The sequence below is a fragment of the Pseudomonas sp. NFX98 genome (assembly GCF_047784845.1).
In the GTDB taxonomy this organism is placed as follows: Bacteria; Pseudomonadota; Gammaproteobacteria; order Pseudomonadales; family Pseudomonadaceae; genus Aquipseudomonas.
The window spans coordinates 212,317-235,959 of sequence record NZ_JBLNNF010000003.1; the positions used below are offsets into that span (position 1 = coordinate 212,317).

Below are 23,643 nucleotides of genomic sequence, written 5' to 3' on the forward strand. Positions count from 1 at the left end.
CTGAATGTAGGACTTTGCGCGTAAACGCGTGAGAAAATTGGATCAATGCGCCAGTTTTGGGGCAAACTCCTTGGTTTTCACCCGTTCAACAAGGCCTGACTATGACCACCGCGTCTTCGGTTGATGAGCAACGATTCCGTAAACTCCTGAGCCGCAACATCAGCCTGCCGCTGGGTGTCGGCGTGATCAGTGCGGTTTTTTTCGTGTCGCTGATTACTTATCTGCTGTCGACGATCCAGTGGGTCGAGCACACGGATCGGGTGATCAATAATGCCAATGAGGCGGTCAAGCTGACCGTCGACCTGGAAACCGGCATGCGCGGCTTCCTGCTCAGCGGCGACGACAAGTTTCTCGAACCCTACGAAACAGCCAAGCCGCGGATCGACGTCGTACTCAATACCTTGCTCGAATTGACCGCCGATAATCCGGCGCAGACCGACCGCTTGCACCGACTTCAGGCCTTGCAACAGGAATGGGCCGAGTACGCGCAAACCATGATCGACTTGCAGCGCACCAGCGGTGATTACCGCGGCGCGGTCAGGGCCGGGAAAGGCAAGCGCCTGACCGACGAGGTGCGCAAGCAATTCGAAGACGTGATCGACATGGAGCAACAACTGCGTGCCACACGTAACGAGGAAGTGCGCCGCACCACGGTCTGGAGCATCGCCCTTTACCTGTTGTTCATCGCCGCGATCAGCGGCTTGCTGGCTTATGTCGGCCGTCGTGATCTGGTCAACCTGTCGCAACAGTACGGCGCCAACCTTGCCAAGCAACAGGCCAGCGCCGAACGACTGGAACGCCAGGCCTGGTTGCGCAATGGCCAGACCGAACTGGCTGAACAAGTGCTGGGGCAATTGTCGCTGAACCTGCTGGGGCGCAACATCCTGCAATTCTGCGCGCGGTATCTGGGCAGCGCCGTGGCAGCGATTTACGTCCGCGAGGAGCACGGCGGCCTGCGTCGCGTTGCGTCCTACGGTTTCTCCCGTGAACAGGAAGCGCTGGAACAACAGATCTACAGCGAAGAAGGCATTGTTGGCCAGGTCGCGCAACAGGCGCGGCTGATTCGCCTGGATAACGTTCCGAGCGATTACTTCAAGGTCAGTTCCGGTCTCGGCGAAGGTTTGCCGGCCAGTGTGCTGGTGGTGCCAACCAGCGACGATGACCGGGTCAATGGCGTTATCGAACTGGGTTTCCTGCGTCCATTGGACGAACGTGACATTGAGTTGCTGGAGCTGATTGCCGGCAACATCGGCACGTCCATCGAAGCCTCGCGCTACCGTCAGCGCTTGCAGGAAGTGCTGGCCGAAACTCAGCAACTCAACGAAGAGTTGCAGGTCCAGCAGGAAGAACTCAAGACCGCCAACGAAGAACTCGAAGAACAGTCGCGGATTCTCAAGGAGTCCCAGGCGCATCTGGAAACCCAACAGGTCGAGCTCGAACAGACCAACGAACAATTGGCCGAACAGGCCGAGGTGTTGGCCGAGCAACGCGACGCCATGGACCTGAAGAACACCGAACTCAATCAGGCCCAGGCTCAACTCGAAGAGCGCGCCGAAGAGTTGCAGCGCTCCAGCAAGTACAAGTCCGAATTTCTCGCCAATATGTCCCACGAACTGCGCACACCGCTGAACAGTTCGTTGATCCTGGCCAAGTTGCTCGCGGAGAACCCCCAGGAAAACCTCAGCGCCGAACAGGTCAAGTTCGCCGAGTCGATCTATTCCGCCGGCAATGACCTGCTCAACCTGATTAACGACATTCTCGACATTTCCAAGGTCGAGGCCGGCAAACTGGAAATCCGCCCGGAAAACACCAGTGTGGCGCGTCTGGTCGACGGTTTGCGCGGGATGTTCCAGCCATTGGCAGAAGACAAGCAGCTGGATTTCCAGATCGAGTTGCAGGACGGTTCACCGGCGATGATGTTCACTGATCGCCAGCGACTGGAGCAGGTGATCAAGAACCTGCTGTCTAACGCGGTGAAGTTCACCGAGCAGGGCCGTGTCAGCCTGAGCGTTGCCACTGCACCGAATGACAGCATTGCCTTCATCGTCCGCGATTCCGGCATCGGCATTGCCGATGATCAGCAGGAAAGCATTTTCGAAGCCTTCCGCCAGGCCGACGGCACTACCAATCGCCGTTATGGCGGTACGGGGCTGGGCTTGTCGATTTCCCGCGATCTCGCGGCGTTGCTCGGCGGCTCGATCAGCGTGTCCAGCACGCCGGGGCAGGGCAGTGTGTTTACCCTGGTGTTGCCGCAACAGTATGTTGAGCCGGGCGAAGGCCCGATTGAGCCGATGCGTTCCCTGACGGCGGCACCCGCGCCGAGCGTTGTCGCTATGCAGTTGAAACCATTGATCGCCGAAGTCGATATCCCGCGTTTCAACGATGACCGCGCCAAGGCACCGTTTGGCACGCGCTGCATTCTGGTGGTGGAAGACGAACCCAACTTCGCACACATCCTTTATGACCTCGCCCATGAATTGGGTTACCAGTGCCTGGTGGCCCACGGTGCCGACGAAGGCTACGACCTGGCCCGGCAGTTCATTCCCGACGCCATCCTGCTGGACATGCGTTTGCCGGATCATTCCGGGTTGACCGTGCTGCAACGCCTGAAGGAACACGCCGAAACCCGGCACATTCCGGTGCATGTGATTTCGGTTGAAGACCGGGTGGAAGCAGCGATGCACATGGGCGCCATCGGTTACGCGGTCAAACCGACCACCCGTGAAGAGCTCAAGGATGTATTTGCGCGCCTGGAAGCCAAATTGACCCAGAAGGTCAAGCGCGTGCTGCTGGTGGAAGACGACGATTTGCAGCGCGACAGCATTTCACGCTTGATCGGCGACGACGACATCGAAATCACCGCCGTCGGTTTCGCCCAGGAAGCGCTGGACCTGCTGCGCACCACGATCTTCGATTGCATGATCATCGACCTGAAACTGCCGGACATGCTCGGCAACGATCTGCTCAAGCGCATGTCCACCGAAGAGATCTGCTCGTTCCCGCCGGTCATCGTCTACACCGGACGCAACCTGACCCGCGATGAAGAGGCCGAACTGCGCAAGTATTCACGCTCGATCATCATCAAGGGCGCACGTTCGCCCGAGCGCTTGCTGGATGAGGTGACACTCTTTCTGCACAAAGTCGAATCCCGGTTGTCCCATGAGCGTCAGAAGATGCTCAAGACTGCGCGCAGCCGCGACAAGGTCTTCGAGGGGCGCAAGGTGCTGCTGGTGGACGACGATGTGCGCAACATCTTCGCCCTCACCAGTGCGCTGGAGCAAAAGGGTGCAGTCGTGGTCATCGGCCGGAACGGTCGGGAAGCGATTGATCGATTGAATGAAGTCGAGGACATCGATCTGGTGTTGATGGACGTGATGATGCCGGAAATGGATGGTTTCGAAGCCACCATCGAGATCCGCAAAGACCCACGCTGGCGCAAGCTGCCGATCATTGCGGTGACGGCCAAGGCCATGAAGGATGATCAGGAGCGCTGCCTGCAGGCGGGCGCCAATGACTACCTGGCCAAGCCCATCGACCTGGACCGCTTGTTTTCACTGATTCGTGTGTGGTTACCGAAGATGGAACGTATCTAGTGGAGAGCAATCTGACTCGCAATAGTGAAATCGAACTGCGGTTGCTGATCGAGGCGATCTACCTCAAGTACAGCTACGATTTTCGCGATTACTCCGGCGCGTCGATCAAGCGCCGGGTGGGTCACGCGCTGAGCCAGTTCGAGTGCAATACCATTTCGGCCCTGCAGGAAAAAGTCCTGCATGACCCGACTGCGTTCATGCAGCTGCTGCAACTGCTGACGATCCCGGTCAGCGAGATGTTCCGCGACCCTTCGCACTTCCTGGCGATACGCCGGGAGGTGGTGCCGCTGCTCAAGACCTATCCGTCGATCAAGATCTGGATTGCCGGATGCAGCACCGGTGAAGAGGTCTATTCGATGGCGATCCTGCTGCGTGAAGAGGGCCTGCTCGATCGCACGATCATCTACGCCACCGACATCAATCCGCGCTCGCTGGAGAAAGCCAAGCAAGGGATTTTCTCGATGGAGAATGTCCGCGCCTACACTTCTAATTACCAGCAGGCCGGTGGCCAGCGTTCGTTCGCCGACTACTACACGGCGGCTTACGGTTATGCGATTTTCGACAAGTCGTTGTGCGAGAACGTGACCTTCGCCGATCACAGCCTGGCAACTGACAGCGTGTTTTCAGAAACTCAGTTAATTTCGTGCCGTAACGTATTGATATACTTCAATAAAAAGCTTCAGGATCGTGCGTTTGGCTTGTTTCACGAGTCGCTGTGCCACCGTGGTTTTTTGGTGCTGGGCAGTAAGGAAACCCCGGATTTCTCGGCGTTCGGCAATCAGTTCGAGCCGTTGGTCAAACAAGAACGGATCTATCGCAAAACATGAACGGTGCAACAGCTTTGCCTTCCATAGAAGCGATCGTGATCGGTGCCTCCGCCGGCGGCGTAGAGGCGCTGCTCAATATCCTGGGGCCGCTGCGCGAGGGTTTCTCGTTGCCGATCATCGTTGTCCTGCATTTGCCGAACGAGCGCCGCAGCCAGTTGGCACAAGTTTTCTCCCGGCGCGTGGCGCTGCCGGTGCTGGAGGCCAGCGACAAAACGTCCATTGAAGCCGGAACACTGTATTTCGCGGCGCCCGGTTATCACTTGTCGGTGGAGCAGGACCGCAGTTTTTCCTTGAGCCTGGAGGACCGCGTGCATTATTCGCGGCCTGCCATCGACTACCTGTTCGAATCAGCCGCCGATGCCTACGGCTCGCGCCTGGCCGCCGTGTTGCTGACCGGCGCCAATCGCGATGGTGCCTTTGGCCTGGCACAGGTCAAGCGGCATGGCGGCCTGACCATCGTGCAGGACCCCAACGAAGCTCAGGTAGCGACCATGCCCCAGGCAGCGCTGGACATCCAGCAGCCTGACCGCATTCTCTCAATCAACGACATTGGCCGTTTGCTTGTCGAGCTGGAACAAATCGCATGCTAAGTAATATCCCGGCCAAACTGCTGATCGTCGACGATCTGCCGGAGAACCTGTTGGCACTTGAGGCGCTGATCAAGCGCGAAGACCGCATCGTGTACAAGGCGCAATCGGCCGACGAAGCCTTGTCGCTGTTGCTGCAACACGAATTCGCCATGGCCATTCTCGATGTGCAGATGCCCGGCATGAACGGCTTCGAGCTGGCCGAGTTGATGCGTGGCACCGAAAAGACCAAAAACATCCCGATCGTATTCGTCAGCGCCGCTGGCCGCGAGCTCAACTATGCGTTCAAGGGCTATGAAAGCGGTGCCGTGGACTTTCTGCACAAACCGCTGGATATCCATGCGGTCAAGAGCAAGGTCAATGTGTTCGTCGAGTTGTACCGCCAAAGCAAGGCAATGAAGCAGCAGGTCGAAGCCCTGGAGCAGAGCCGTCGTGAGCAGGAAGCATTGCTTACGCAATTGCAGAGCACCCAGCTTGAACTGCAGCAGGCCGTGCGCATGCGCGATGATTTCATGTCCATCGTCGCCCACGAAGTGCGCACGCCGCTCAATGGCCTGATTCTCGAAACTCAATTGCGCAAGATGCATCTGGCGCGAGACAACGCCGCCGCGTTCAGCCTCGATAAAATGCACGCCATGGTCGACCGCGACGAGCGGCAGATCAAAAGCCTGATCCGCCTGATCGAAGACATGCTCGATGTGTCGCGCATTCGCACCGGCAAGTTGTCGATCCGGCCGACGCTGTTCGATCTGTCGACGCTGGTTCATGGCTTGTTACAGAATTTTGCCCAGCAGATCGAAGCCGCCGAAGCCTCCGTTACCCTCGAGGCCGAGCAACCGGTAATCGGCAACTGGGATGAATTCCGCATTGAACAGGTGATTTCCAACCTGCTGACCAATGCCTTGCGTTACGGTGCCAAGAGCCCGATCAACGTGAAGGTGTACAGTGAAAACGGCGAGGCGCGGGTCGAGGTCCGGGATTTCGGGATCGGCATCAGCGAAGAAAACCAGCAACGGATTTTCCAGCAGTTCGAGCGGGTGTCGGCCAAGCACGCCGTCGCCGGGCTGGGCCTGGGATTGTTTATTTCCGAACAGATTGTCACCGCCCATGGCGGTACCATTACCGTCGACAGCCGGATTGGCGAAGGCGCCCTGTTTCGCGTTTGTCTGCCGCTGTAGGAAAACAGCCGGATAAACGCAACCTCTGATCGACCCCACGGTCGTATCAGCAGCTATAGACCGAACAAAGGCTTCCCATGAGTGAAGATGCACAAGACGTAGTCCTCGTCGTCGAGGACGAACCGGTAATCCTGATGGTGCTGACAGATTATTTGTCGGGGCAGGGGTATCGCGTATTGCAGGCAGAAAACGGCGAACAGGCCTTCGATATCCTGTCGAGCAAACCGCACCTGGACATGCTGATTACCGACTTCAGGCTGCCTGGCGGAATCTCCGGCGTGCAGATCGCCGAACCCGCGGTGAAACTGCGACCGGATCTGAAAGTGATCTTTATCAGTGGTTACCCGCAGGAAATCCGTGAGACGGGCAGCCCGATCACCACCAAGGCACCGATCCTGGAAAAACCTTTCGACCTGGATGTATTGGCGGAAATCATGGAAGAGATGCTTTCCTGATTCCCTGTAGGAGCTGCCGAAGGCTGCGGTCCTTTGATCTTGTTGTTAGAAGCAAAATCAAAAGATCGCAGCCTCCGGCAGCTACAAGATCAGGCACTGATCATCTCCCGCACCTTCGCCGTCAACAGGTCGAAGGTGAACGGCTTGGTGATCATCTGCATGCCCGGGTCGAGGAAGCCGCCGCGCACGGCCGCGTGTTCGGCGTAACCGGTGATGAACAAAACCTTGAGCTCAGGCCGGTACTGCCGGCCTATTTCCGCCAGTTGCCGGCCATTCATGCCGGGCAACCCGACATCGCTGATCATCAGATCGATACGCTGCCCCGAGTCGAGAATCGGCATCGCGCCGTCCGCATCGCCGGCCTCGACGAAGGCGTATCCCAGCTCGCTCAGCACGGTACTGACCAACACCCGCACCGCCGGATCATCTTCGACGATCAGCACTGTTTCACCGTTTTGCGCGAAGAGCGGATGCTGGCTGTCGACAAGACTTTCTTGCGGCGGCTCGCCACCAAAGCGCGGCAAGAACAGGTTCACGGTAGTGCCTTCCCCCTCTTTGCTTTGAATCGCCACGTGGCCCCGCGATTGTTTGCTGAAGCCATAGATCATCGACAAGCCAAGGCCGGTGCCCTGGCCAATCGGTTTGGTGGTGAAGAACGGATCGAAGACGCGGTTGATGATGCTTTGCGGCATGCCGCAGCCGTTGTCGGTGACGCTGAGCACCACGTAATCCCCCGGTTCGAGGTTGCTGTGAGCTTCGGTGAAGTCGGCGTTCAGACGCCGGTTCGAGGTTTGTACCATCAGCCTTCCGCCATCGGGCATGGCGTCGCGAGCGTTGATGACCAGGTTGAGCAGGGCGCTTTCCAGTTGGTTGGGGTCGGCCTCGGCCACCCACAACTGCTCGCTCAACTGCATGTCCAGGCGAATGCTTTCGTTGATGCTGCGTTGCAGCAGCTCGCCCATGGACACCACCAGAGTGTTCATTTCCACGGGTTTGGAATCCAGCGACTGGCGACGGGAAAACGCCAATAGGCGGTGAGTCAGGCCGGCGGCACGGTTGGCGGACGTCACCCCGAGATCGATCAGGCTGTCCAGATCTTCGGTGCGGCCACGACTCAGGCGTCGACGCAGCAGCTCCAGACTGCCGATTATCCCGGTCAGCATGTTGTTGAAGTCGTGGGCGATACCGCCGGTGAGTTGGCCGACCGCTTCCATTTTCTGCGACTGGCGCAGCACTTCCTCGTTGTGGCGCAGTTGAGCGGTGCGCTCTTCAACCTGTTGCTCGAGGGTTTCCAGGGTGTTTTGCAGGCGCAGTTCGCTTTGACTCAAGTCCACCAGCCGATCCCTGGCTTCATATTGTCGTCGCCGACCGCGCAGGGCGGTGGACACCAGGCTGACCAGTGTTTCGGGATGGAAGGGCCGTTCGAGGAATGTGACGTTGCCCAGTTGCGGGCCGAAGCGCGAGGCGGGGTTCTGCTCCGGGCCGCCGTGATGCGTCAGCAACACAATCGGCAGATCCGACCAGGCCGGCTGTTGCTCAATCAACTGTAAAAGTGGCTGGAGATCGGCGCCCAGCAAGGCTTCGGAGGAAATCAGCAGCAAACCCGCGCCTTGCTCCAGTTCCGTACACAGCCCAATCAGATCAGCACTGATGACCCCATCGAAACCAGCTTCCTTGAGCAGCATCAGCGCAATCTGACTGTCACGTCCCAGCGGCGCGAGAATGATCGCGCGCTCGGACGTTGCTGGATGAGGCATCACGGCGCTTCATCCCCGAGCAAGGGAATGCTCGCACCCAGGTAAGTCGGCACGCCGCGCAACACGCCCTGGAACGCTTCCAGCGGTTCACCGATGGTCATGCCTGTGGAGCTGATGCGATATTCACGGATGGTCGATTCATGGCTGCCGGTACGTTTCTTGATGATCGAAATCGCCCGGCGCACCTTGCCCAACGCTTCGAAGTAGCGCAGCAGAATCACCGTGTCCGCCAGATACGTGATATCGACCGGCGCCTGCATATCACCGACCAGACCATGCTGTGCAACGGTCATGAAAGTCGCGGCGCCCTTGCGGTTGAGATACAGCAGCAACTCGTGCATGTGCAAGACCAGGGCGTTTTCTTCAGGCATCGCCGCTTGATAGCCATTGATGCTGTCGATCACCACGGTTTTGATCTCGCCTTCATCGACGGCGCGCCGTACGCGGTGGGAAAACTCGCCGGGGGACAATTCGGCCGCATCCACTTGCTCGATCAGCAGGTTGCCGGTGTCTTGCAACGCCTGCAGGTCGATGCCCATATTCTTCATGCGCTCGAACAGCAAACCGAGCTCTTCGTCGAAGATGAACAACGCGGCTTTCTCGCCCCGGGCGACGGCCGCCGCAGCGAAGATCATGGCGATCAGGGATTTGCCGGTGCCGGCCGGGCCCAGTATCAGTGTGCTGGAGCCGGTTTCGATGCCGCCGCCGAGCAAGGCGTCCATTGCCTTGATGCCGCTGGTCAACTGTTGACGCAGGTAAGCGCCGCGATGCTCGGCGGCCACCAGACGCGGAAACACATGCACGCCGTCGCCCATGATGGTGAAGTCATGGAAGCCGCCACGGTACTTCTGCCCGCGATACTTCACCACGCGGATACGCCGCCGTTCGGCGCCGTAGTTGGGGGTCAGTTCTTCCAGACGAATCACCCCGTGGGCCACGCTGTGCACGGTTTTGTCGAGGGATTCGGTGGTCAGGTCGTCGAGCAGCACCACGGTGGCGTCGTAGCGTACGAAGTAGTGCTTGATCGCGAGGATCTGTCGGCGATAGCGCAGGGAGCTTTGCGCCAGCAAGCGGATTTCGGACAGGCTGTCGAGCACCACGCGAGTCGGCTTGAACCGTTCGACCACTTCGAAGATCTGCCGGGTGGCTTCACCCAGTTCAAGGTCCGAGGAGTACAGCAGCGATTGCTGATGCTCGGCATTGAGCAGGTTTTCCGGCGGCGTCAGTTCGAAGATATAGACATTGTCGTCCAGTTCCCAACCGTGGGAGCGCGCACCCTGGCGCAACTCGCGCTCGGTTTCGGACAGGGTGATGTACAACGAGCGCTCGCCGGCTCGGGCGCCGGCCAATAGAAAGTGCAGGGCGACCGTAGTCTTGCCGGTGCCTGGCTCACCTTCGAGCAAAAACACGTGGCCGCGGGACAATCCGCCACTGAGGATGTCATCGAGGCCCTCGATGCCGGTGGCGGCTTTTGCGCTGATCAACTCGTTGGATGTAGACAAAAAATGCCCTCTCTTGACTAAGGGGAACGAGGCAACTGGCACGAGTGCCACTAGGGGCTGCCTGTTTCACTTGACCCTTGGCCGAGACGAGCGTTCAACCTTTTATGCTGGAGGTCATTGTTCCGCAAAAGAACCAAAGCAAAAGATCGCAGCCTTCGGCAGCTCCTACAGAGAAACTTGATCAACCTGTAGGAGCTGCCGAAGGCTGCGATCTTTGCTTTTACAGGCCCTGCTGCAAGGCAGGGTCGTCAGGATTGAGCTGTTCGAGTTGGGCCAACAGAATCTGCACGTTCTGCAACTGGCCGCTTTCCTTCCAGTAATTGATCAGCAGCACCCGCGCCCGGCGATCGTTTGGGTGGCGCTGGACGATTTCCTGCAACTGCTTCTGCGCCGCTTCGAGTTCCTGCTCGTCATGCAGCGTGGTTGCCAGGTCATAGCGGTAATCCTTGTTGTCCGGGTCCAGTTCTACGGCTTTCGAAAGGCCCAGCAAGGCGAATTCGCTTTGGTCGTGATGCAGCAACCAGAGTCCCAGGGCGTGTTGCAAATAGGCTGAGTCAGGCTGCGCCTTGAGTTGTTTGGCTAATAGTTGCCGGGCCGCGTCGTTCTGGCCCAGTTTGTCCAGCACTTCGATCTGCATCACCAATGCCGGCAGGTTGTCGGGCGCTAAGCGCAAGGTGTTATCCAGAGCCTGCTGGGCTTCCTTGTATTCGGCATTGTGCAGATACAGGCGGGCGAGCTGATATTCGCTTTGAGCACTTGGCGGTGCATTTTTCAGCACTTGCTGCCAGGCATCGATGGCTTGCTCCAACGGCCCGAAATACAAGCCAAGATCATCCGGCGACAACCCCAGCAATGCGTTGACCGCAGCAAAGCGTACGTTCTGGTCGCTGTCATCGAGCAGCGGCCCCAGCAAGAGGCTGCGCTGACCGCTGGGTACCAGGCCGCTGATACTTTTGATCGCGGCAATGCGCACATCGGGCGACTCATGCTGCAAGTCGGCATCCGCCAGTTTCAGGGCGACGGAACTGGGGTAATTGGGCAACTCGGCATGCAGCCAGACGCGACGCTTGGGCGAAATATCCGGGCGCGCCAATTGTTGGTAAAGCACCCGAGCGGCCCCCGGCTGCCCGTTGCGTGCCGCCTCCAGCGCTTCGCTGTAACCTCGCTTGATCGCCTCCGGCACCACGGGGGTCGTGCTGCGCAGGAATGCCCACGCAAGGCCGATGGCAAACAGAATAGACAGGCTGATGAGCAGGTTGCGGCGGGACTTGGGCATGCAGAATCCGGGAGCTGGCAAGCTTTGGCAAAGCGGTCAGCTTCGGTCAGGTGGGGCTGTGAGTCAAACGTTGACTGGCTTGATGTGAAACCTGTCGAGACCCCGAAGCTGTGACTACGCTTGCTGAAAGACCCATCCATGAGCAGCCCCATGCAAGCGTTGCTGCAATACTTCAAGGCAATCATCCACCCCGGCCCCGGGGTGTTGCTGTTTGCCTTGCGAACCATTGCGGCCGGCCTGTTGACCCTGTACCTGGCGTTTGTGTTTGATCTTGAGCAACCCAAATGGTCGATCATGGCGGTGGTCATCATCAGCCAGCCGTTGGGTGGCATGGTCCTGGCCCGCAGTTTTGGTCAGGTCATCGGCACCACCGTGGGCGCGGCCGTGGCCGTGATGATCATGGCCATTTTTCCTCAGGCGCCGGTGCCGTTCCTGATTACCTTGTCGTTGTGGCTGGCACTGTGTACCGCCGGTGGCACCTTGTTGCGCTATACCAGTTCCCAGGCGTTCGTGCTAAGCGGTTATACGGCGGTGGTGGTCGGGTTGCTGGCGGTTCCTGATCAGGACGGCACCTTTTTGCTGGCCGTGACCCGGTTGACCGAGACGCTACTGGCGGTGGCGTGCGTCTGCGTCGTCAGCCTGCTGACCGCGCGCCCGGAGGCCGTGGCCAAGGATTATTTCGCCCGGATCGATCAGGTGATCAAACTGCTGGCGACGCATGCCAGTGCTGTCATCCGAACCGAGGAAAGCGAAGAAGACTTCCATCGTCGACAAATGCAGCTGCTGGGGCAGATCAGCGCACTGGAAGGGGTGCGCCGCCACCTGTATTACGACGCGCCACGTTTGCGCAGTGCCGACGACCTAGTGCAATTGCTCGGCAATCAACTGGTGCTGCTGACGGCGCGGCTCACTGCGTTGCGCCATCAGCGTGAGCTGTTGCTGGCGCGCTGGGAAGGCGAGATACCTGAAGAGATTCGGCTGTTGCTCAGCGAAGAACTGGTCTTTCTCGATGAGCTGGCGCGCCAGGGACGTGCGCTACCGGCCGAGCAGCGACGGCAGTTTTCGCTGTTGCAGCAGCGTTTCGATGCACTGGCCTACCGTTCGGAACAACTGGTTGAGCCCTTGAAGGCTACCTTGCGCTCGCTGTCCTGGTCATTGCGCTGGGAACAGGCGCGCATGCTGCAGCAGCTTGAGACGATTCTCGAGTTAAGCGATGTGATTCAGAGCGGGCGCGGGGCCAGCAGTGTCTATCGCGGCCAAAGCAACCCGCTGCACCTGGATTTCACCCTGGCAACGATGAATGCCATCCGTGCCTACTGCGCACTGATGGTGGCGGGCCTGATCTGGATCGAAACCGGTTGGGACGGTGCCCGGGGCGGGATGGTTGTAACGGGGATTCTTTGCTCGCTGATGGCGACGTTTCCCCGGCCGTTGCTGGCTGTGCAGAGTTATGCCCGCGGATTGGGCTTGGCGCTGGTGGTGTCGGCGGTGCTGCAATTTGCGCTGGTGCCGATGATCAGCAGTTTCGAGATGCTGGCCTTGTTGTTGGTGCCATTGCTGTATGCCGTCGCAGTAGGGTTGTCCAGCCCGCCCACTACGGGGACGGGGATCGGTCTGGGGTTGACCACGTTTTTGTTGCTGGGCCCCCAAAATACCGGGCTGGGGCAGAACTCTGCGATCCAATGGTTCGAATTTGCCGGCGCTTATGTCTGCGCCGCCACGCTGGCGTTGAGCGTCTACGCGTTGATCTTCCCGTTCAGGCCGGTGCTGCGTATGCGTCGGCTGTACCAAGAGAATTGCGAACAGGTCAACGCCTTGCTGAAAACCCCGCCCACCGACGACAACCAGTTTGCCTTCGAGAGTCGCATGGTCGACCGCCTGACCATGATGATCGGCCTGTTGCCCGCCATCCAGGACAAGTCCGCGCGCGACCTGTTCGAAGTCAGCCTCGGTTGCATGGCGCTGGGCATCGCTTTGAACCAGCTCAGGCAGCAAGCGCAGGGTAATGCGCTGCTGAGTCAACAAACGCAAGAACGGTTGGCGACCACCGTTCGGGATACCGGGCGACTGGTCGCCGGTCGGCCCAATATCGAGGTCGATCGGGTGCTTGAAAACCTGCATACCCTGGGCGATGAACTCGACACGCTGCATTCCAGCGTCCATGAACATCTGTGGTCAGTCTTTCGCATGCGCGTGGCGCTGTTGATCGTGGTGTCATTCCTGGAACGGCATCGCCGCCATTTCGAAACCGCAGAACCCCAAGGAGAACCCACACTTGCCCATTGATCTGGAAATAGGCGGTGTCTACCTGCCGCCGATTGCCCAGGCACTGCTGCTGGGCCTGCCGATTTTTTTGGTGCTGGACTGGACCCTCCGGCGCCTTGGTGTGCTGCGGTTCGTCTGGCATGAAGCCTTGTTCGAAGGCGCGCTGTACGCCTGCGTGTGCGCAACGCTGATTCTGCTGATGGGAGCCTGATGCCTTGAAGAAGATCCTCGCCCACCTCTCGACATTGGCCGTGGTCATGCTGGCGTTTGTGCTTGGCTGGTTTGCCTGGGAGCATTACACCCGTGCGCCCTGGACCCGGGATGCGCGGGTGCGTGCCGATGTGGTGACCTTGTCCGCCGATGTTTCCGGGAGAATCGTCAGCCTGGCCGTGCAGGACAATCAACACGTGAACAAGGGCGACGCGCTGCTGGAGATCGATCCGGCGCGCTACACGCTGGCGGTGGAGCATTCCAAACGTGCCGTCGAGGTGGCGAAAGCCTCCCTTGGGCAGGCTCAGGCGACCATTACCGCCAGCGAAGCCTTGCTCAAACAACGTCAGAGCGAGGAACAACGTCGGCGCACGCTGAAGGCACGTTCGGCGATTTCCGGCGAAGAGTGGGAAAAAGCCAATACCGATGTGTCGGTAGCCCAGGCTGATTTACTGCGTAATCAGGCGAATCTGGTGTTAGCCCAGGCCAACGTGCAGTTGGCGATGGCGGCATTGACCCAATCTGAGCTCGACTTGCAGCGTACGCACGTCGTATCGCCGGTTACCGGATACGTCACCAACCTGTTAACCCGTCAGGGTGACTACGCGACTGCGGGCGGTCCGCTGGTGGCGTTGGTGGACAGCGATTCGTTTTATGTCAGCGGCTACTTCGAGGAAACCAAACTGCCGCGAATCGGCGAGGGCGACCGCGTCGACATCGAGTTGATGAGTGGCGAGCGTTTTGGCGGCACCGTGCAAAGCATCGCCTTCGCCATCGCCGACCGGGAAAACCTGCCGGGCGGACGTTTGCTCGCCAACATCAACCCCAGCTACACCTGGGTCAAACTGGCGCAGCGGGTGCCGGTGCGGATCAAGATCGATGAAGATTATGCGGGCAAGGACAAATTGCGTGCGGGGACGACGGCGACGGTGACCGTGCAGGAAGGCCACAATTCTGAAGACCACCGCTAACCCCTGTAGGAGCTGAGCTTGCTCGCGATAGCGTCATGTCAGCCACTATCAATGTTGAATACACGGCCGTCATCGCGAGCAAGCTCAGCTCCTACAGGGATCTGTGTTGTTTGCCAGAAAAAATGCAAAAAAAGCCCCGCGACCGAATGATACGCGGGGCAAAAAAATTGGTTGGTTGCGGCCAACCAAAGGAGCTCTTTAGAAAATCGTGTTATTTGCTGGCGACCGTCTCCGGCTGCCAGCCGCCACCGAGGGCCTTGTAGATCGCGACGATGCCGCGATACAGATCGACTTCGGCCTGGGCCTGGGTATCTTCAGCCGCCAGACGTTCACGCTGAGCATCCAGCAACACCAGGAAATCGGCAGTGCCTTCGCGGTAGCGGATCTCGGCGAGATCGGCAGCGGAACGGCTCGACTCGCTCTGACGAATCAGCGAAATCAGTCGCTGCTGGCGTTTGCCGTAGTCGCTGAAGGCGTTTTCCGATTCTTCCAGCGCCAGCAACACTTGCTGCTCGTAGGTCGCGAGGGCGCCTTCAGCATCGGCATCGGCGCCACGCAAACGGGCACGCACGCTGCCTAAGTCGAATGCTGCCCAAGTGATGCTCGGGCCGAGCGCCCAAGCGTTGGCCGCCGAGGAACCGATCTGCGAACCACGCCCGGCGGTGAAACCAAGGAAGCCGCTGAGGCTGACGCGCGGGAACAGATCCGCCTTGGCCACACCGATACGCGCTGTGGCCGAAGCCAGTTGACGTTCAGCGCTGAGGATGTCCGGACGACGTTGCAGCAGTTCACCCGGATTACCAATCGGCAGGGCCTTGGCAATCGCCGGCAAGTCTTTCGGGCTCAGGTCCACGGTCAACTTGTCCGGACGCTCACCCAGCAACGTGGCGATGCGGTTTTTCTGCCGAACCTGCTCGGCCTGCAATTGCGGCACGCTGGCTTCGACCGAGGCCAGACGCGCATCGGCGCGCTCCACATCGAGCTGATCACCGACGCCGGCATCACGCAGGCTGATGGTGATCTTGCGTGACTCCTGCTGGTTCTCCAGGTTGGCCAGGGCGATTTTTTCCCGCAGTTGCGCACCGCGCAATTGACCGTAGGCGTCCACCAATTCTGCAATCATGGTGACTTGCAGCTGGTACAGATCGGCCTCGAACGCTTGCTGTTCAGCGTTTGCCGACTCCAGATTACGCTGGATGCGGCCAAACAGGTCGATCTCCCATGCCATGTCCAGTCCAAGGTCGTAGCGTTCGCTATTGACCCGGTCGGTGGTCTGGCCGGGAATCTGGCCCTTGCCCAAATCACTGCTGACGCGGCTGGTGATGGTCGGCATGGCGTCATTGCTGACGTCATCGCGGATCGCCCGTGCCGCTTTCCAGCGGGCGAAGGCGACGCGCAAATCACGGTTGCCCTTGAGCGATTCGGTCACCAACTGGTTGAGGGTCGGGTCTTCGAATTGCTGCCACCAAATGCCTTCGAAACGCGAGCGATCAAAGTTCTTCTGACCGGCCGCACCATCGGTTGCGGTGGTGATGTTGGCCGGTTCAAGGGTTTGGGTCTTGTAGTCCGGGCCGACGGCACAGGCGCTCAGCGCCAGTACCAGCAGGCTCGGCAGGAAAGCTTTCAAACTCATCAATGCGACTCCAGCTTCAGGGTGGCCTTGGCAGCTTTGCGCTTCTCGCCGCGCTCGACAAAGTTACGGATCAGTACGTAGAACACCGGCGTCAGCAACAGACCGAAGAAGGTCACGCCGAGCATCCCGGAGAACACCGCCACACCCATCGCATGACGCATCTCGGCACCGGCACCGCTGGAGAACACCAGTGGCACCACACCCATGATGAACGCGAAGGAGGTCATCAGGATCGGCCGCAGACGCAAACGGCAAGCTTCGAGTACCGCCGCCAGCGGGTTCATGCCTTCCAGTTGTTTATCCTTGGCAAACTCGACGATCAGAATCGCGTTCTTACAGGCAAGCCCCACCAGTACGATCAATCCGATCTGGGTGAAGATGTTGTTGTCGCCACCGGAGGCAATCACGCCGGTAATGGCCGACAGCAGGGTCATCGGTACGATCAGGATTACCGCCAGTGGCAGGCTCCAGCTTTCGTACTGAGCGGCGAGCACCAGGAACGCCAGCAACACGCAGAGCGGGAACACGAACAGCGCGGTGTTGCCGGACAGAATCTGCTGGTAGGTCAGGTCGGTCCATTCGTAGGTCATGCCGTTCGGAAGTTCTTCCTTGAGCAGTTTCTCGATGGCTTTTTCGGCCTGGCCGGAGCTGTAGCCGGGGGCTGCGGCACCGTTGATTTCAGCGGTAATGAAGCCGTTGTAGTGCATCACGCGGTCCGGGCCCGAGGTGTCGCTGACCTTGATGAAGGTCGCCAGCGGAATCATCTCGCCTTTGTTGTTACGCACTTTCAGCTGACCGATCTGGTCGGACTCGAGGCGGAACTGTTGCTCAGCCTGAACGTTGACCTGATAGGTACGACCGAAGCGGTTGAAGTCGTTGGCATACAGCGAACCCAGGTAAATCTGCAGGGTGTCGAAGATGTCGCTGACGGCCACGCCGTGGGTCTTGGCTTTTTCACGATCGATAGCGGCATCGACCTGCGGCACGTTCACGGTGTAGCTGGTGAACAGGCCTGCCAGTTCCGGCACGTTGTGGCTTTTGTTGATGATGTTCATGGTTTCTTTGTACAGCTCCTCGTAGCCCAGGTTGCCCCGGTCTTCGATTTGCAGGCGGAAACCACCAATGGTGCCCAGGCCTTGTACCGGCGGTGGCGGGAAGATCGCCATGTAGGCTTCCTGAATCCCGGCGAACTGGCCGTTCAAGGCGCCGGCAATTGCACCGGCGGACATGCTCGGGTCTTTACGCTCGTCGAACGGTTTCAGGGTCACGAACACGATGCCGGCGTTCGGGCTGTTGGTGAAACCGTTGATTGACAGGCCAGGGAAGGCCACCGCACTTTCCACGCCAGGCTGTTTCAAGGCCAGGTCGGACATGCGCTTGATCACGTCTTCGGTACGGTCCAGGCTCGCTGCGTCCGGTAATTGCGCGAAGGCGACCAGATATTGCTTGTCCTGGCCGGGTACGAAACCGGTCGGGGTGCTGGAGAAACCGAAGAAGGTCAGGACCATCAGGCCGGCGTACAGCAGCAGGGCGATACCGCTTGAGCGAATCACACGGGCAACAGTACCGACATAACCGTGGCTGGCTTTCTCGAAGAAGCGGTTGAACGGACGGAACAACCAGCCGCCAAACAGCTTGTCCAGAATCCTGGAGAAACGGTCCTTCGGCGCGTCGTGGCCCTTGAGCAATACCGCAGCCAGTGCAGGCGACAGAGTCAGCGAGTTGAAGGCCGAGATCACCGTCGAAATCGCAATGGTCAAGGCGAACTGCTTGTAGAACTGCCCCGTCAGACCGGAGATGAACGCTGCCGGAACGAACACCGCACACAGCACCAACGCCGTGGCGATGATCGGGCCGGTTACTTCGCCCATGGCTTTTTTGGTCGCTTCGACCGGCGTCAGTCCGAGCTCGATGTTGCGCTCGACGTTCTCCACCACCACGATCGCATCGTCGACCACGATACCGATCGCCAGTACCAATCCGAACAGCGACAGGGCGTTGAGTGAGAAGCCGAACAAGTGCATCACCGCAAACGTACCGATCAACGATACCGGCACCGCCACCAACGGGATGATCGAGGCGCGCCAGGTTTGCAGGAACAGGATCACCACCAGCACCACGAGAATCAGGGCTTCGAAGAGGGTGTGAACCACCGCCTCGATGGAGCCGCGCACGAAGATTGTCGGGTCATAGACGATGCTGAAATCCATGCCTTCGGGGAAACTCTTCTTCAGCTCGGCCATTTTCGACCGCACTTCGTTGGAGATTTCGATGGCGTTGGAACCCGGACGCTGGAAGATCGGGATCGCTACGGCGGGTTGGTTGTTCAGCAGGGAACGCAGGGCGTATTGACTGGAACCCAGTTCAACGCGAGCGATGTCTTTGAGGCGAGTGATTTCACCGTTGTCGCCGGAGCGAATGATGATGTTCTCGAACTCTTCCTCGTTGACCAGACGGCCCTGAGTGTTGACCGACAGCTGGAAGCTTTGGGCATTCGGGGCAGGGGGCGCACCCAAGGCACCGGCAGCCACCTGGCGGTTCTGTTCACGAATTGCGGTGACCACATCATTGGCGGTCAGGTTGCGCGACGCCGTCTTGTTCGGATCGAGCCACACACGCAGCGAGTAATCGCCCATACCGAACAGTTGCACGTCACCGACACCACCCAGCCGCGCCAACTCATCCTTGATGTTCAGGATTGCGTAGTTGGACAGGTAAAGCATGTCGTAGCGTTTGTCCGGCGAGGTCAAGTGCACGACCATCGTCAGGTCGGGCGATGCCTTGTCCACGGTGATACCGATGCGCGTCACTTCCTCGGGAAGTTTCGGCTCGGTCCGGGTCACGCGGTTCTGCACCTGCACCTGCGCGTTGTCCAGGTCAGTGCCCAGCGCGAAGGTGATGGTCAGGGTGATCTTGCCGTCAGCGGTCGACTGCGAGGACATGTACAGCATGTTCTCGACGCCGGTGATCGCTTGCTCCAGCGGAGCGGCCACGGTTTCACCGATGACTTTAGGGTTGGCACCCGGAAAGTTGGCGCGGACCACAACGGTCGGCGGCACCACTTCCGGGTATTCGCTGATCGGCAACTGGAACAGCGAGATCGCGCCGGCGATGAGGATCAGCAGCGACAGCACCGCTGCGAAGATCGGCCGTGAAATGAAGAATTGGGAAAAATTCATCGGAGTCGTTATCCCTTAACCGCGTGGGGTCGCTGCAGCCAGTTTCACAGCCGTGCCCGGCGCAACCTTGGCAGGCGCGACTTGTGGCAGGTTGCTGGCTTCCAGCGCTTGTCGTTGTTGTGCAAGGGCCGCGAGGGTTTGTTCGCTGGCCATCGGGATCACTTCAGGGGTGACTGGCGAGCCTGGACGCACCCGTTGCAGCCCCTTGACGATGATGGTGTCGTCCTTGTTCAGGCCGTTGCGCACGATGCGCAGACCTTCGATTTTCGGACCCAACTCGACCGCGCGGTACGCGGTGTTGTTGTCGGCATCCATGACCAGCACGAATTTTTTGCCCAGGTCAGTGCCGACGGCTTCGTCATTGATCAACATGGCGTTGTAAGTGCCGCTGCCCACCAGTTTCAAGCGTGCGTACAGGCCCGGGGTGTAGCTGCCGTCGCTGTTGTCGAACACGGCGCGACCGCGGATGGTGCCGGTTTTCGGGTTGACCTGGTTGTCGACGAAGTTCATCACGCCCTGGTGCGGGTTGCCGTCTTCGTTGGACAGGCCCATGTAAACCGGGGTGGTGGCGCCGCGTTTGCCTTGGCGAGCGAGCTGGGTGTACTTGAGGAACACACGCTCGTCAGCGTCGAAGTAGGCGTAGACCTTGTCGGTGGAGACCACGCTGGTCAGCGGGGTGGTATCGGCGGTGACCAGGTTGCCGGCGGTGATTTCCGCACGGCTGACGCGACCGCTGATTGGCGAGGTGACGCGGGTAAAACTCAGGTTCAGCTTGGCCAGGTCCAGTTGCGCTTGCAGGGCGCCGACAGCAGCGCGAGCTTCTTGCGATGCGCTGGTCCGCGAGTCAGCCAATTCGGCGGAAATCGCGTTGCTGGTGCGCAGGCGCTCACCGCGCTGGGCTTCGTTTTCGCTGCGAGTGGCATTGGCGCGAGCCTGGGCTACCAGCGCTTCGAGGCGGCGGACCTCAGCCTGGAATGGACGCGGGTCGATCTGGAACAGCAGGTCGCCTTTCTTGACCAGTGCGCCTTCAGTGAAGGCGACTTCGTCGATCTGGCCGGAGACCCGTGGACGAATTTCAACGGTTTCCGGCGCTTCAAGCCGCCCGGTGAATTCGTCCCACTCGTTGACCGGTTGCTCCAGCACCTTGGCCACGCTGACTTTCGCTGCCGGCATCGTGGCGGCAGTTTCCGGGGCCTTGCCGCAGGCGCTCATCACCAGTACGGCCAACATGGCCAACGGGAAGCGCAAATGTTTGAGTGACTGTTCCATGGATGCATCCGCCAATGTGTTGAGATTGGCGAATGATGCTCGGCGGGTGGGTATCGCACGAATCGAATGAGGCGAAGGTAACTATCATTCGGAATGATATAAGACCCGATTCAGCCCTCTAGCATGCACCTTTGGTTAGTGGCCTATCAATTGGGTCGAGGGCAATTCTGTCTTGCTGAAAAAGCATTAATCAGGCTCGAAATCGAGGTGAAGCCATCGCGGGCAAGCCTTGCTCCTACTTTGCTCAGTGTGATCCTGTAGGAGCAAGGCTTGCCCGCGATAGCGCCAGTAGCCTTCACGCATTTGTCAGGCCAGGCTATCCGGATCCCCAAAGAACATCTGAATCCGCGACCGCAACCAACGCTCACCCGGATCATTGTCCTGTGACCCGCGCCACGCCATGTGCAATTCAAAGCTTTGCACCGGCATCGGTGGATCCTCCGCTCGCACCCCACCAGCCGCCGTCAGCGCCTCAGCTGTGTAGTCCGGCACGGTGGCGACGATGTCGGTGCCGCTCAGCAGCGTGCTCAGTCCGTTGAACTGCGGCACGGCGAGCACCACGTGGCGTTTGCGTCCGAGCTTTTCCAGCTCTTCATCTATAAAGCCGCTCAAATCGCCAGCGAATGACACCAGCGCATGGGGACGTGCGCAGAAGTCATCCAGACTCAATGGTCCCGGCACGGTGTCGGCGCGCAATAGCTTCGGCGAGCTGCGGCGCAAGACTTTGCGCTTGGCGTTTGCCGGCAGATCGGTGGTGTAACTGACGCCGATGGAGATTTCGCCGGACGCCAGCAATCCCGGCATCAGGATGTAGTTGACCCGCCGCACCACCAGCACGATCCCCGGGGATTCTGCGCGCAGACGCTTGAGCAGCATCGGCAGCAGGGCGAATTCAACGTCGTCCGACAGCCCGATACGGAACACCGCGGTGCTGGTGGCCGGGTCGAATTCGGCCGCCCGACTGACGGCAGTGGAAATCGAATCCAGTGCCGGGGAGAGCAGGGCGAAGATTTCCACGGCTCGCGCGGACGGCTCCATGCTGCGGCCAGTGCGTACAAACAGCGGGTCATCGAACAGCCCGCGCAGGCGCGAGAGCGCCGCGCTGATGGCCGGCTGGCCGAGGAACAGCTTCTCCGCAGCGCGGGTCACGCTGCGTTCATGCATCAGGGTTTCGAATACGATCAACAGGTTCAGGTCGACACGCCGCAGGTCATTACGATTCATCTGGAGTCCTGGCAGAGTCAGCAAACTTGACGTGAGCGGCCATATGAGAACAATGGCCAGCAGGAATATTACGGGGAAAGGCTGGTACTCTGCACCGAGTAATTCAGTTTTCCTACAAAGGCTGCTTTGGTTTCTTACGACATTTGACGACGTTGCCGCTCATGCGGAATCAATGACAGGCATGTCGACTATTAATAGCCACTGATAGTGTTGGGTTGAAAGCCCAGCTAGAGTTCATGGCATTAGAGGTTCATTTGGCGAGGTTTGCGATGTCCCGCACGATCCGTTTTCACAAGTTTGGTCCAGCCGAGGTGCTCAAATGCGAAGAGCATGCGGCCGCTCTGCCTGCACCGGGTGAAGTGCAGGTGCGCGTCGAAGCCATTGGCATCAGCTGGTATGACACGCTCTGGCGTCAAAACCTGGCGTCGTCCCGCGCTCAACTGCCATCCGGCCTTGGTCAGGAAATGGCCGGTGTCGTCACGGCGGTCGGCGAGGGTGTCGATGACCTGGCGATAGGTGACAAGGTCGCCAGTTTTCCGGCTCAAAGCCCGAACGATTATCCGGTGTATGGCGAGTTGATTGTGCTGCCGCGCTCGTCGCTGACCCGTTACCCGGATGTACTCAGCCCGATTGAGGCCAGCGTGCATTACACGCCGCTGTTGATCGCTTATTTCGGCTACGCCGATCTGGCACGGGTCAAACCCGGGCAATTTGCCTTGGTCACTGACGCCAGCCACTGCGCCGGCCCCTCGTTTGTGCAACTGGGCAAGGCCTTGGGTGTACGGGTGATTGCCGCGACCAAGTCAGCGGACGAACGTGAGTACCTGCTGTCGCTGGGTGCCGAGAAAGTGATTGTCACCGAGGAAGAAGATCTGCTGATGCGGATCAACAAGATCACCGACAATCGCGGCGTGGACGTGGTGTTCGATGGTCTGGGCGGCCCGCAGATGTCGCTGTTGGGCGACGTGCTGGCACCGCGTGGCAGCCTGGTCCTGTACGGCCTGCAAGGCGGCAACCAGACGCCATTCCCGGCCTGTGCAGCATTCCAGAAAAATATTCAGTTCTTCGTGCACTGCATCGGTAACTTCACCGGCAAGCCGGAACTGGGCATCATCCAGGACCAGGTTGCACTGCAACGTGCCTTGCGCGACATCAACCAGCTGACCGCTGACCGCGTGCTGCTGCCGCTCAAGACTCGGGTGTTTCCTTTTACCGAGTTTGTCGAAGCCCACCGCTACATGGACGAATGCCCATGCCGCGAAAGGGTCGCCCTGCAGGTCGAACCGGCGTAACCCCCCTCAAAGAGTCCGTACCCACGGACTCTTTTGCTTTCAGCACTTTCCTACATGAGACATCCCATCGAATTGTCGATGGGACCGTTCAGCAACTGAACTGGTTTTTGCTCTCGATCTGTATCTTCTAATCAGCAACTAAGCACTGATAATTGGATGATTACTTTCATCTCAAGGAATGAGTCATGGACGGGTATCAGTTCGATACTTTTCGATGCGCTGCGGGGATACATACTCAAAAAGTAGCGCGCTCTTACACGATTGCCAAACTATCGCGCGCTAGTTCTTTCTTTATTTTATGTATTAAACGTCTGTGGGACGTTGTCGGACATTTCCTAGGATGTCGAGAGCAACCCGCTGCAAACCCTTCAGCGCGGGGCTTCCAGCCTGCGTCAAGCGTGCGCCGCCTTCGGCGCCGCCCAGCC

Annotated in this window: 16 protein-coding genes; 9 read left to right on the top strand and 7 right to left on the bottom strand. The window is 59.3% G+C overall.

Features of this window, described 5'->3' with window-relative positions; genetic code table 11:
* The first annotated feature begins 101 nt into the window (after positions 1-101).
* The 5 genes from ACM110_RS05350 (at position 102) to ACM110_RS05370 (ending at position 6,640) form a co-directional block, all read left to right on the top strand.
* Entirely contained in the window at positions 102-3,593 is a 3,492-nt protein-coding gene (locus tag ACM110_RS05350; RefSeq protein WP_416126911.1) for a response regulator, read from the top strand.
* A gap of 11 nt (positions 3,594-3,604) precedes the next feature.
* A complete protein-coding gene (locus ACM110_RS05355; protein WP_416127035.1) occupies positions 3,605-4,420 on the top strand; it encodes a CheR family methyltransferase in 816 nt (271 codons plus the stop codon).
* Positions 4,417-5,010, top strand: coding sequence for a chemotaxis protein CheB (locus ACM110_RS05360; protein WP_416126912.1), 594 nt, complete (start codon positions 4,417-4,419; stop codon positions 5,008-5,010). Before ACM110_RS05355 ends, ACM110_RS05360 begins: the two co-directional genes overlap by 4 nt.
* Positions 5,004-6,185 carry an ATP-binding protein gene (locus tag ACM110_RS05365; RefSeq protein WP_416126913.1) on the top strand — a complete coding sequence of 394 codons (1,182 nt, stop codon included), beginning with the start codon at positions 5,004-5,006 and terminating at the stop codon, positions 6,183-6,185. The genes ACM110_RS05360 and ACM110_RS05365 overlap by 7 nt, the downstream gene beginning before the upstream one ends.
* Positions 6,186-6,262: 77 nt before the next feature.
* A complete protein-coding gene (locus ACM110_RS05370; RefSeq protein ID WP_416126914.1) occupies positions 6,263-6,640 on the top strand; it encodes a response regulator in 378 nt (125 codons plus the stop codon).
* Positions 6,641-6,729: 89 nt separating this feature from the next.
* Here ACM110_RS05370 and ACM110_RS05375 read toward each other — a convergent pair whose 3' ends face one another.
* From ACM110_RS05375 to ACM110_RS05385, 3 genes are all read right to left on the bottom strand, one after another.
* Positions 6,730-8,397: an ATP-binding protein gene (locus tag ACM110_RS05375; protein WP_416126915.1), complete on the bottom strand. Its 1,668-nt coding sequence runs from the start codon at positions 8,395-8,397 to the stop codon at positions 6,730-6,732.
* Complete coding sequence (locus ACM110_RS05380; RefSeq protein ID WP_416126916.1) at positions 8,397-9,899, bottom strand: ATPase domain-containing protein; 1,503 nt, start codon at positions 9,897-9,899, stop codon at positions 8,397-8,399. Before ACM110_RS05380 ends, ACM110_RS05375 begins: the two co-directional genes overlap by 1 nt.
* A 220-nt stretch (positions 9,900-10,119) precedes the next feature.
* Positions 10,120-11,175 (bottom strand): tetratricopeptide repeat protein, encoded by a 1,056-nt coding sequence (locus tag ACM110_RS05385; RefSeq protein WP_416126917.1) that lies wholly within the window; start codon positions 11,173-11,175, stop codon positions 10,120-10,122.
* 138 nt (positions 11,176-11,313) lie between these two features.
* On the opposite strand from ACM110_RS05385, the gene ACM110_RS05390 reads away from it, so the two are divergent.
* The 3 genes from ACM110_RS05390 to ACM110_RS05400 are packed head-to-tail and all read left to right on the top strand — an operon-like array spanning position 11,314 to position 14,621.
* Positions 11,314-13,461 (top strand): FUSC family protein, encoded by a 2,148-nt coding sequence (locus tag ACM110_RS05390; protein ID WP_416126918.1) that lies wholly within the window; start codon positions 11,314-11,316, stop codon positions 13,459-13,461.
* On the top strand, positions 13,451-13,651 hold the full coding sequence (locus ACM110_RS05395; protein ID WP_416126919.1) for a DUF1656 domain-containing protein: 201 nt from the start codon (positions 13,451-13,453) through the stop codon (positions 13,649-13,651). Before ACM110_RS05390 ends, ACM110_RS05395 begins: the two co-directional genes overlap by 11 nt.
* 4 nt (positions 13,652-13,655) lie before the next feature.
* Positions 13,656-14,621 (top strand): biotin/lipoyl-binding protein, encoded by a 966-nt coding sequence (locus ACM110_RS05400; RefSeq protein ID WP_416126920.1) that lies wholly within the window; start codon positions 13,656-13,658, stop codon positions 14,619-14,621.
* Between the two features lie 211 nt (positions 14,622-14,832).
* Here the strand turns inward: ACM110_RS05400 and ACM110_RS05405 are convergent, their stop codons facing one another.
* The 4 genes from ACM110_RS05405 to ACM110_RS05420 form a co-directional block, all read right to left on the bottom strand.
* Positions 14,833-16,254 (bottom strand): efflux transporter outer membrane subunit, encoded by a 1,422-nt coding sequence (locus tag ACM110_RS05405; RefSeq protein ID WP_416126921.1) that lies wholly within the window; start codon positions 16,252-16,254, stop codon positions 14,833-14,835.
* Positions 16,254-19,433 (bottom strand): efflux RND transporter permease subunit, encoded by a 3,180-nt coding sequence (locus ACM110_RS05410; RefSeq protein WP_416126922.1) that lies wholly within the window; start codon positions 19,431-19,433, stop codon positions 16,254-16,256. The genes ACM110_RS05405 and ACM110_RS05410 overlap by 1 nt, the downstream gene beginning before the upstream one ends.
* Positions 19,434-19,448: 15 nt before the next feature.
* A complete protein-coding gene (gene mexE, locus ACM110_RS05415; RefSeq protein ID WP_416126923.1) occupies positions 19,449-20,702 on the bottom strand; it encodes a multidrug efflux RND transporter periplasmic adaptor subunit MexE in 1,254 nt (417 codons plus the stop codon).
* Between the two features lie 306 nt (positions 20,703-21,008).
* Positions 21,009-21,926 carry a LysR family transcriptional regulator gene (locus tag ACM110_RS05420; protein WP_338580821.1) on the bottom strand — a complete coding sequence of 306 codons (918 nt, stop codon included), beginning with the start codon at positions 21,924-21,926 and terminating at the stop codon, positions 21,009-21,011.
* A 269-nt stretch (positions 21,927-22,195) separates the two neighbouring features.
* Here ACM110_RS05420 and ACM110_RS05425 point away from each other — a divergent pair, with 269 nt between their 5' ends.
* On the top strand, positions 22,196-23,218 hold the full coding sequence (locus tag ACM110_RS05425; protein WP_416126924.1) for a zinc-dependent alcohol dehydrogenase family protein: 1,023 nt from the start codon (positions 22,196-22,198) through the stop codon (positions 23,216-23,218).
* Positions 23,219-23,643 lie beyond the last annotated feature (425 nt).

What these genes read in the sequence shown, in the direction of transcription:
- ACM110_RS05360 (WP_416126912.1), top strand. Translation starts at nt 4,417, where the DNA reads ATGAACGGTGCAACAGCTTTGCCTTCCATAGAAGCGATCGTGATCGGT.
- ACM110_RS05365 (WP_416126913.1), top strand. Translation starts at nt 5,004, where the DNA reads ATGCTAAGTAATATCCCGGCCAAACTGCTGATCGTCGACGATCTGCCG.
- ACM110_RS05375 (WP_416126915.1), bottom strand. Translation starts at nt 8,397, where the DNA reads ATGCCTCATCCAGCAACGTCCGAGCGCGCGATCATTCTCGCGCCGCTG.
- ACM110_RS05420 (WP_338580821.1), bottom strand. Translation starts at nt 21,926, where the DNA reads ATGAATCGTAATGACCTGCGGCGTGTCGACCTGAACCTGTTGATCGTA.
- ACM110_RS05385 (WP_416126917.1), bottom strand. Translation starts at nt 11,175, where the DNA reads ATGCCCAAGTCCCGCCGCAACCTGCTCATCAGCCTGTCTATTCTGTTT.
- ACM110_RS05370 (WP_416126914.1), top strand. Translation starts at nt 6,263, where the DNA reads ATGAGTGAAGATGCACAAGACGTAGTCCTCGTCGTCGAGGACGAACCG.
- ACM110_RS05390 (WP_416126918.1), top strand. Translation starts at nt 11,314, where the DNA reads ATGAGCAGCCCCATGCAAGCGTTGCTGCAATACTTCAAGGCAATCATC.
- ACM110_RS05405 (WP_416126921.1), bottom strand. Translation starts at nt 16,254, where the DNA reads ATGAGTTTGAAAGCTTTCCTGCCGAGCCTGCTGGTACTGGCGCTGAGC.
- ACM110_RS05410 (WP_416126922.1), bottom strand. Translation starts at nt 19,433, where the DNA reads ATGAATTTTTCCCAATTCTTCATTTCACGGCCGATCTTCGCAGCGGTG.
- ACM110_RS05350 (WP_416126911.1), top strand. Translation starts at nt 102, where the DNA reads ATGACCACCGCGTCTTCGGTTGATGAGCAACGATTCCGTAAACTCCTG.
- ACM110_RS05425 (WP_416126924.1), top strand. Translation starts at nt 22,196, where the DNA reads ATGTCCCGCACGATCCGTTTTCACAAGTTTGGTCCAGCCGAGGTGCTC.
- mexE (WP_416126923.1), bottom strand. Translation starts at nt 20,702, where the DNA reads ATGGAACAGTCACTCAAACATTTGCGCTTCCCGTTGGCCATGTTGGCC.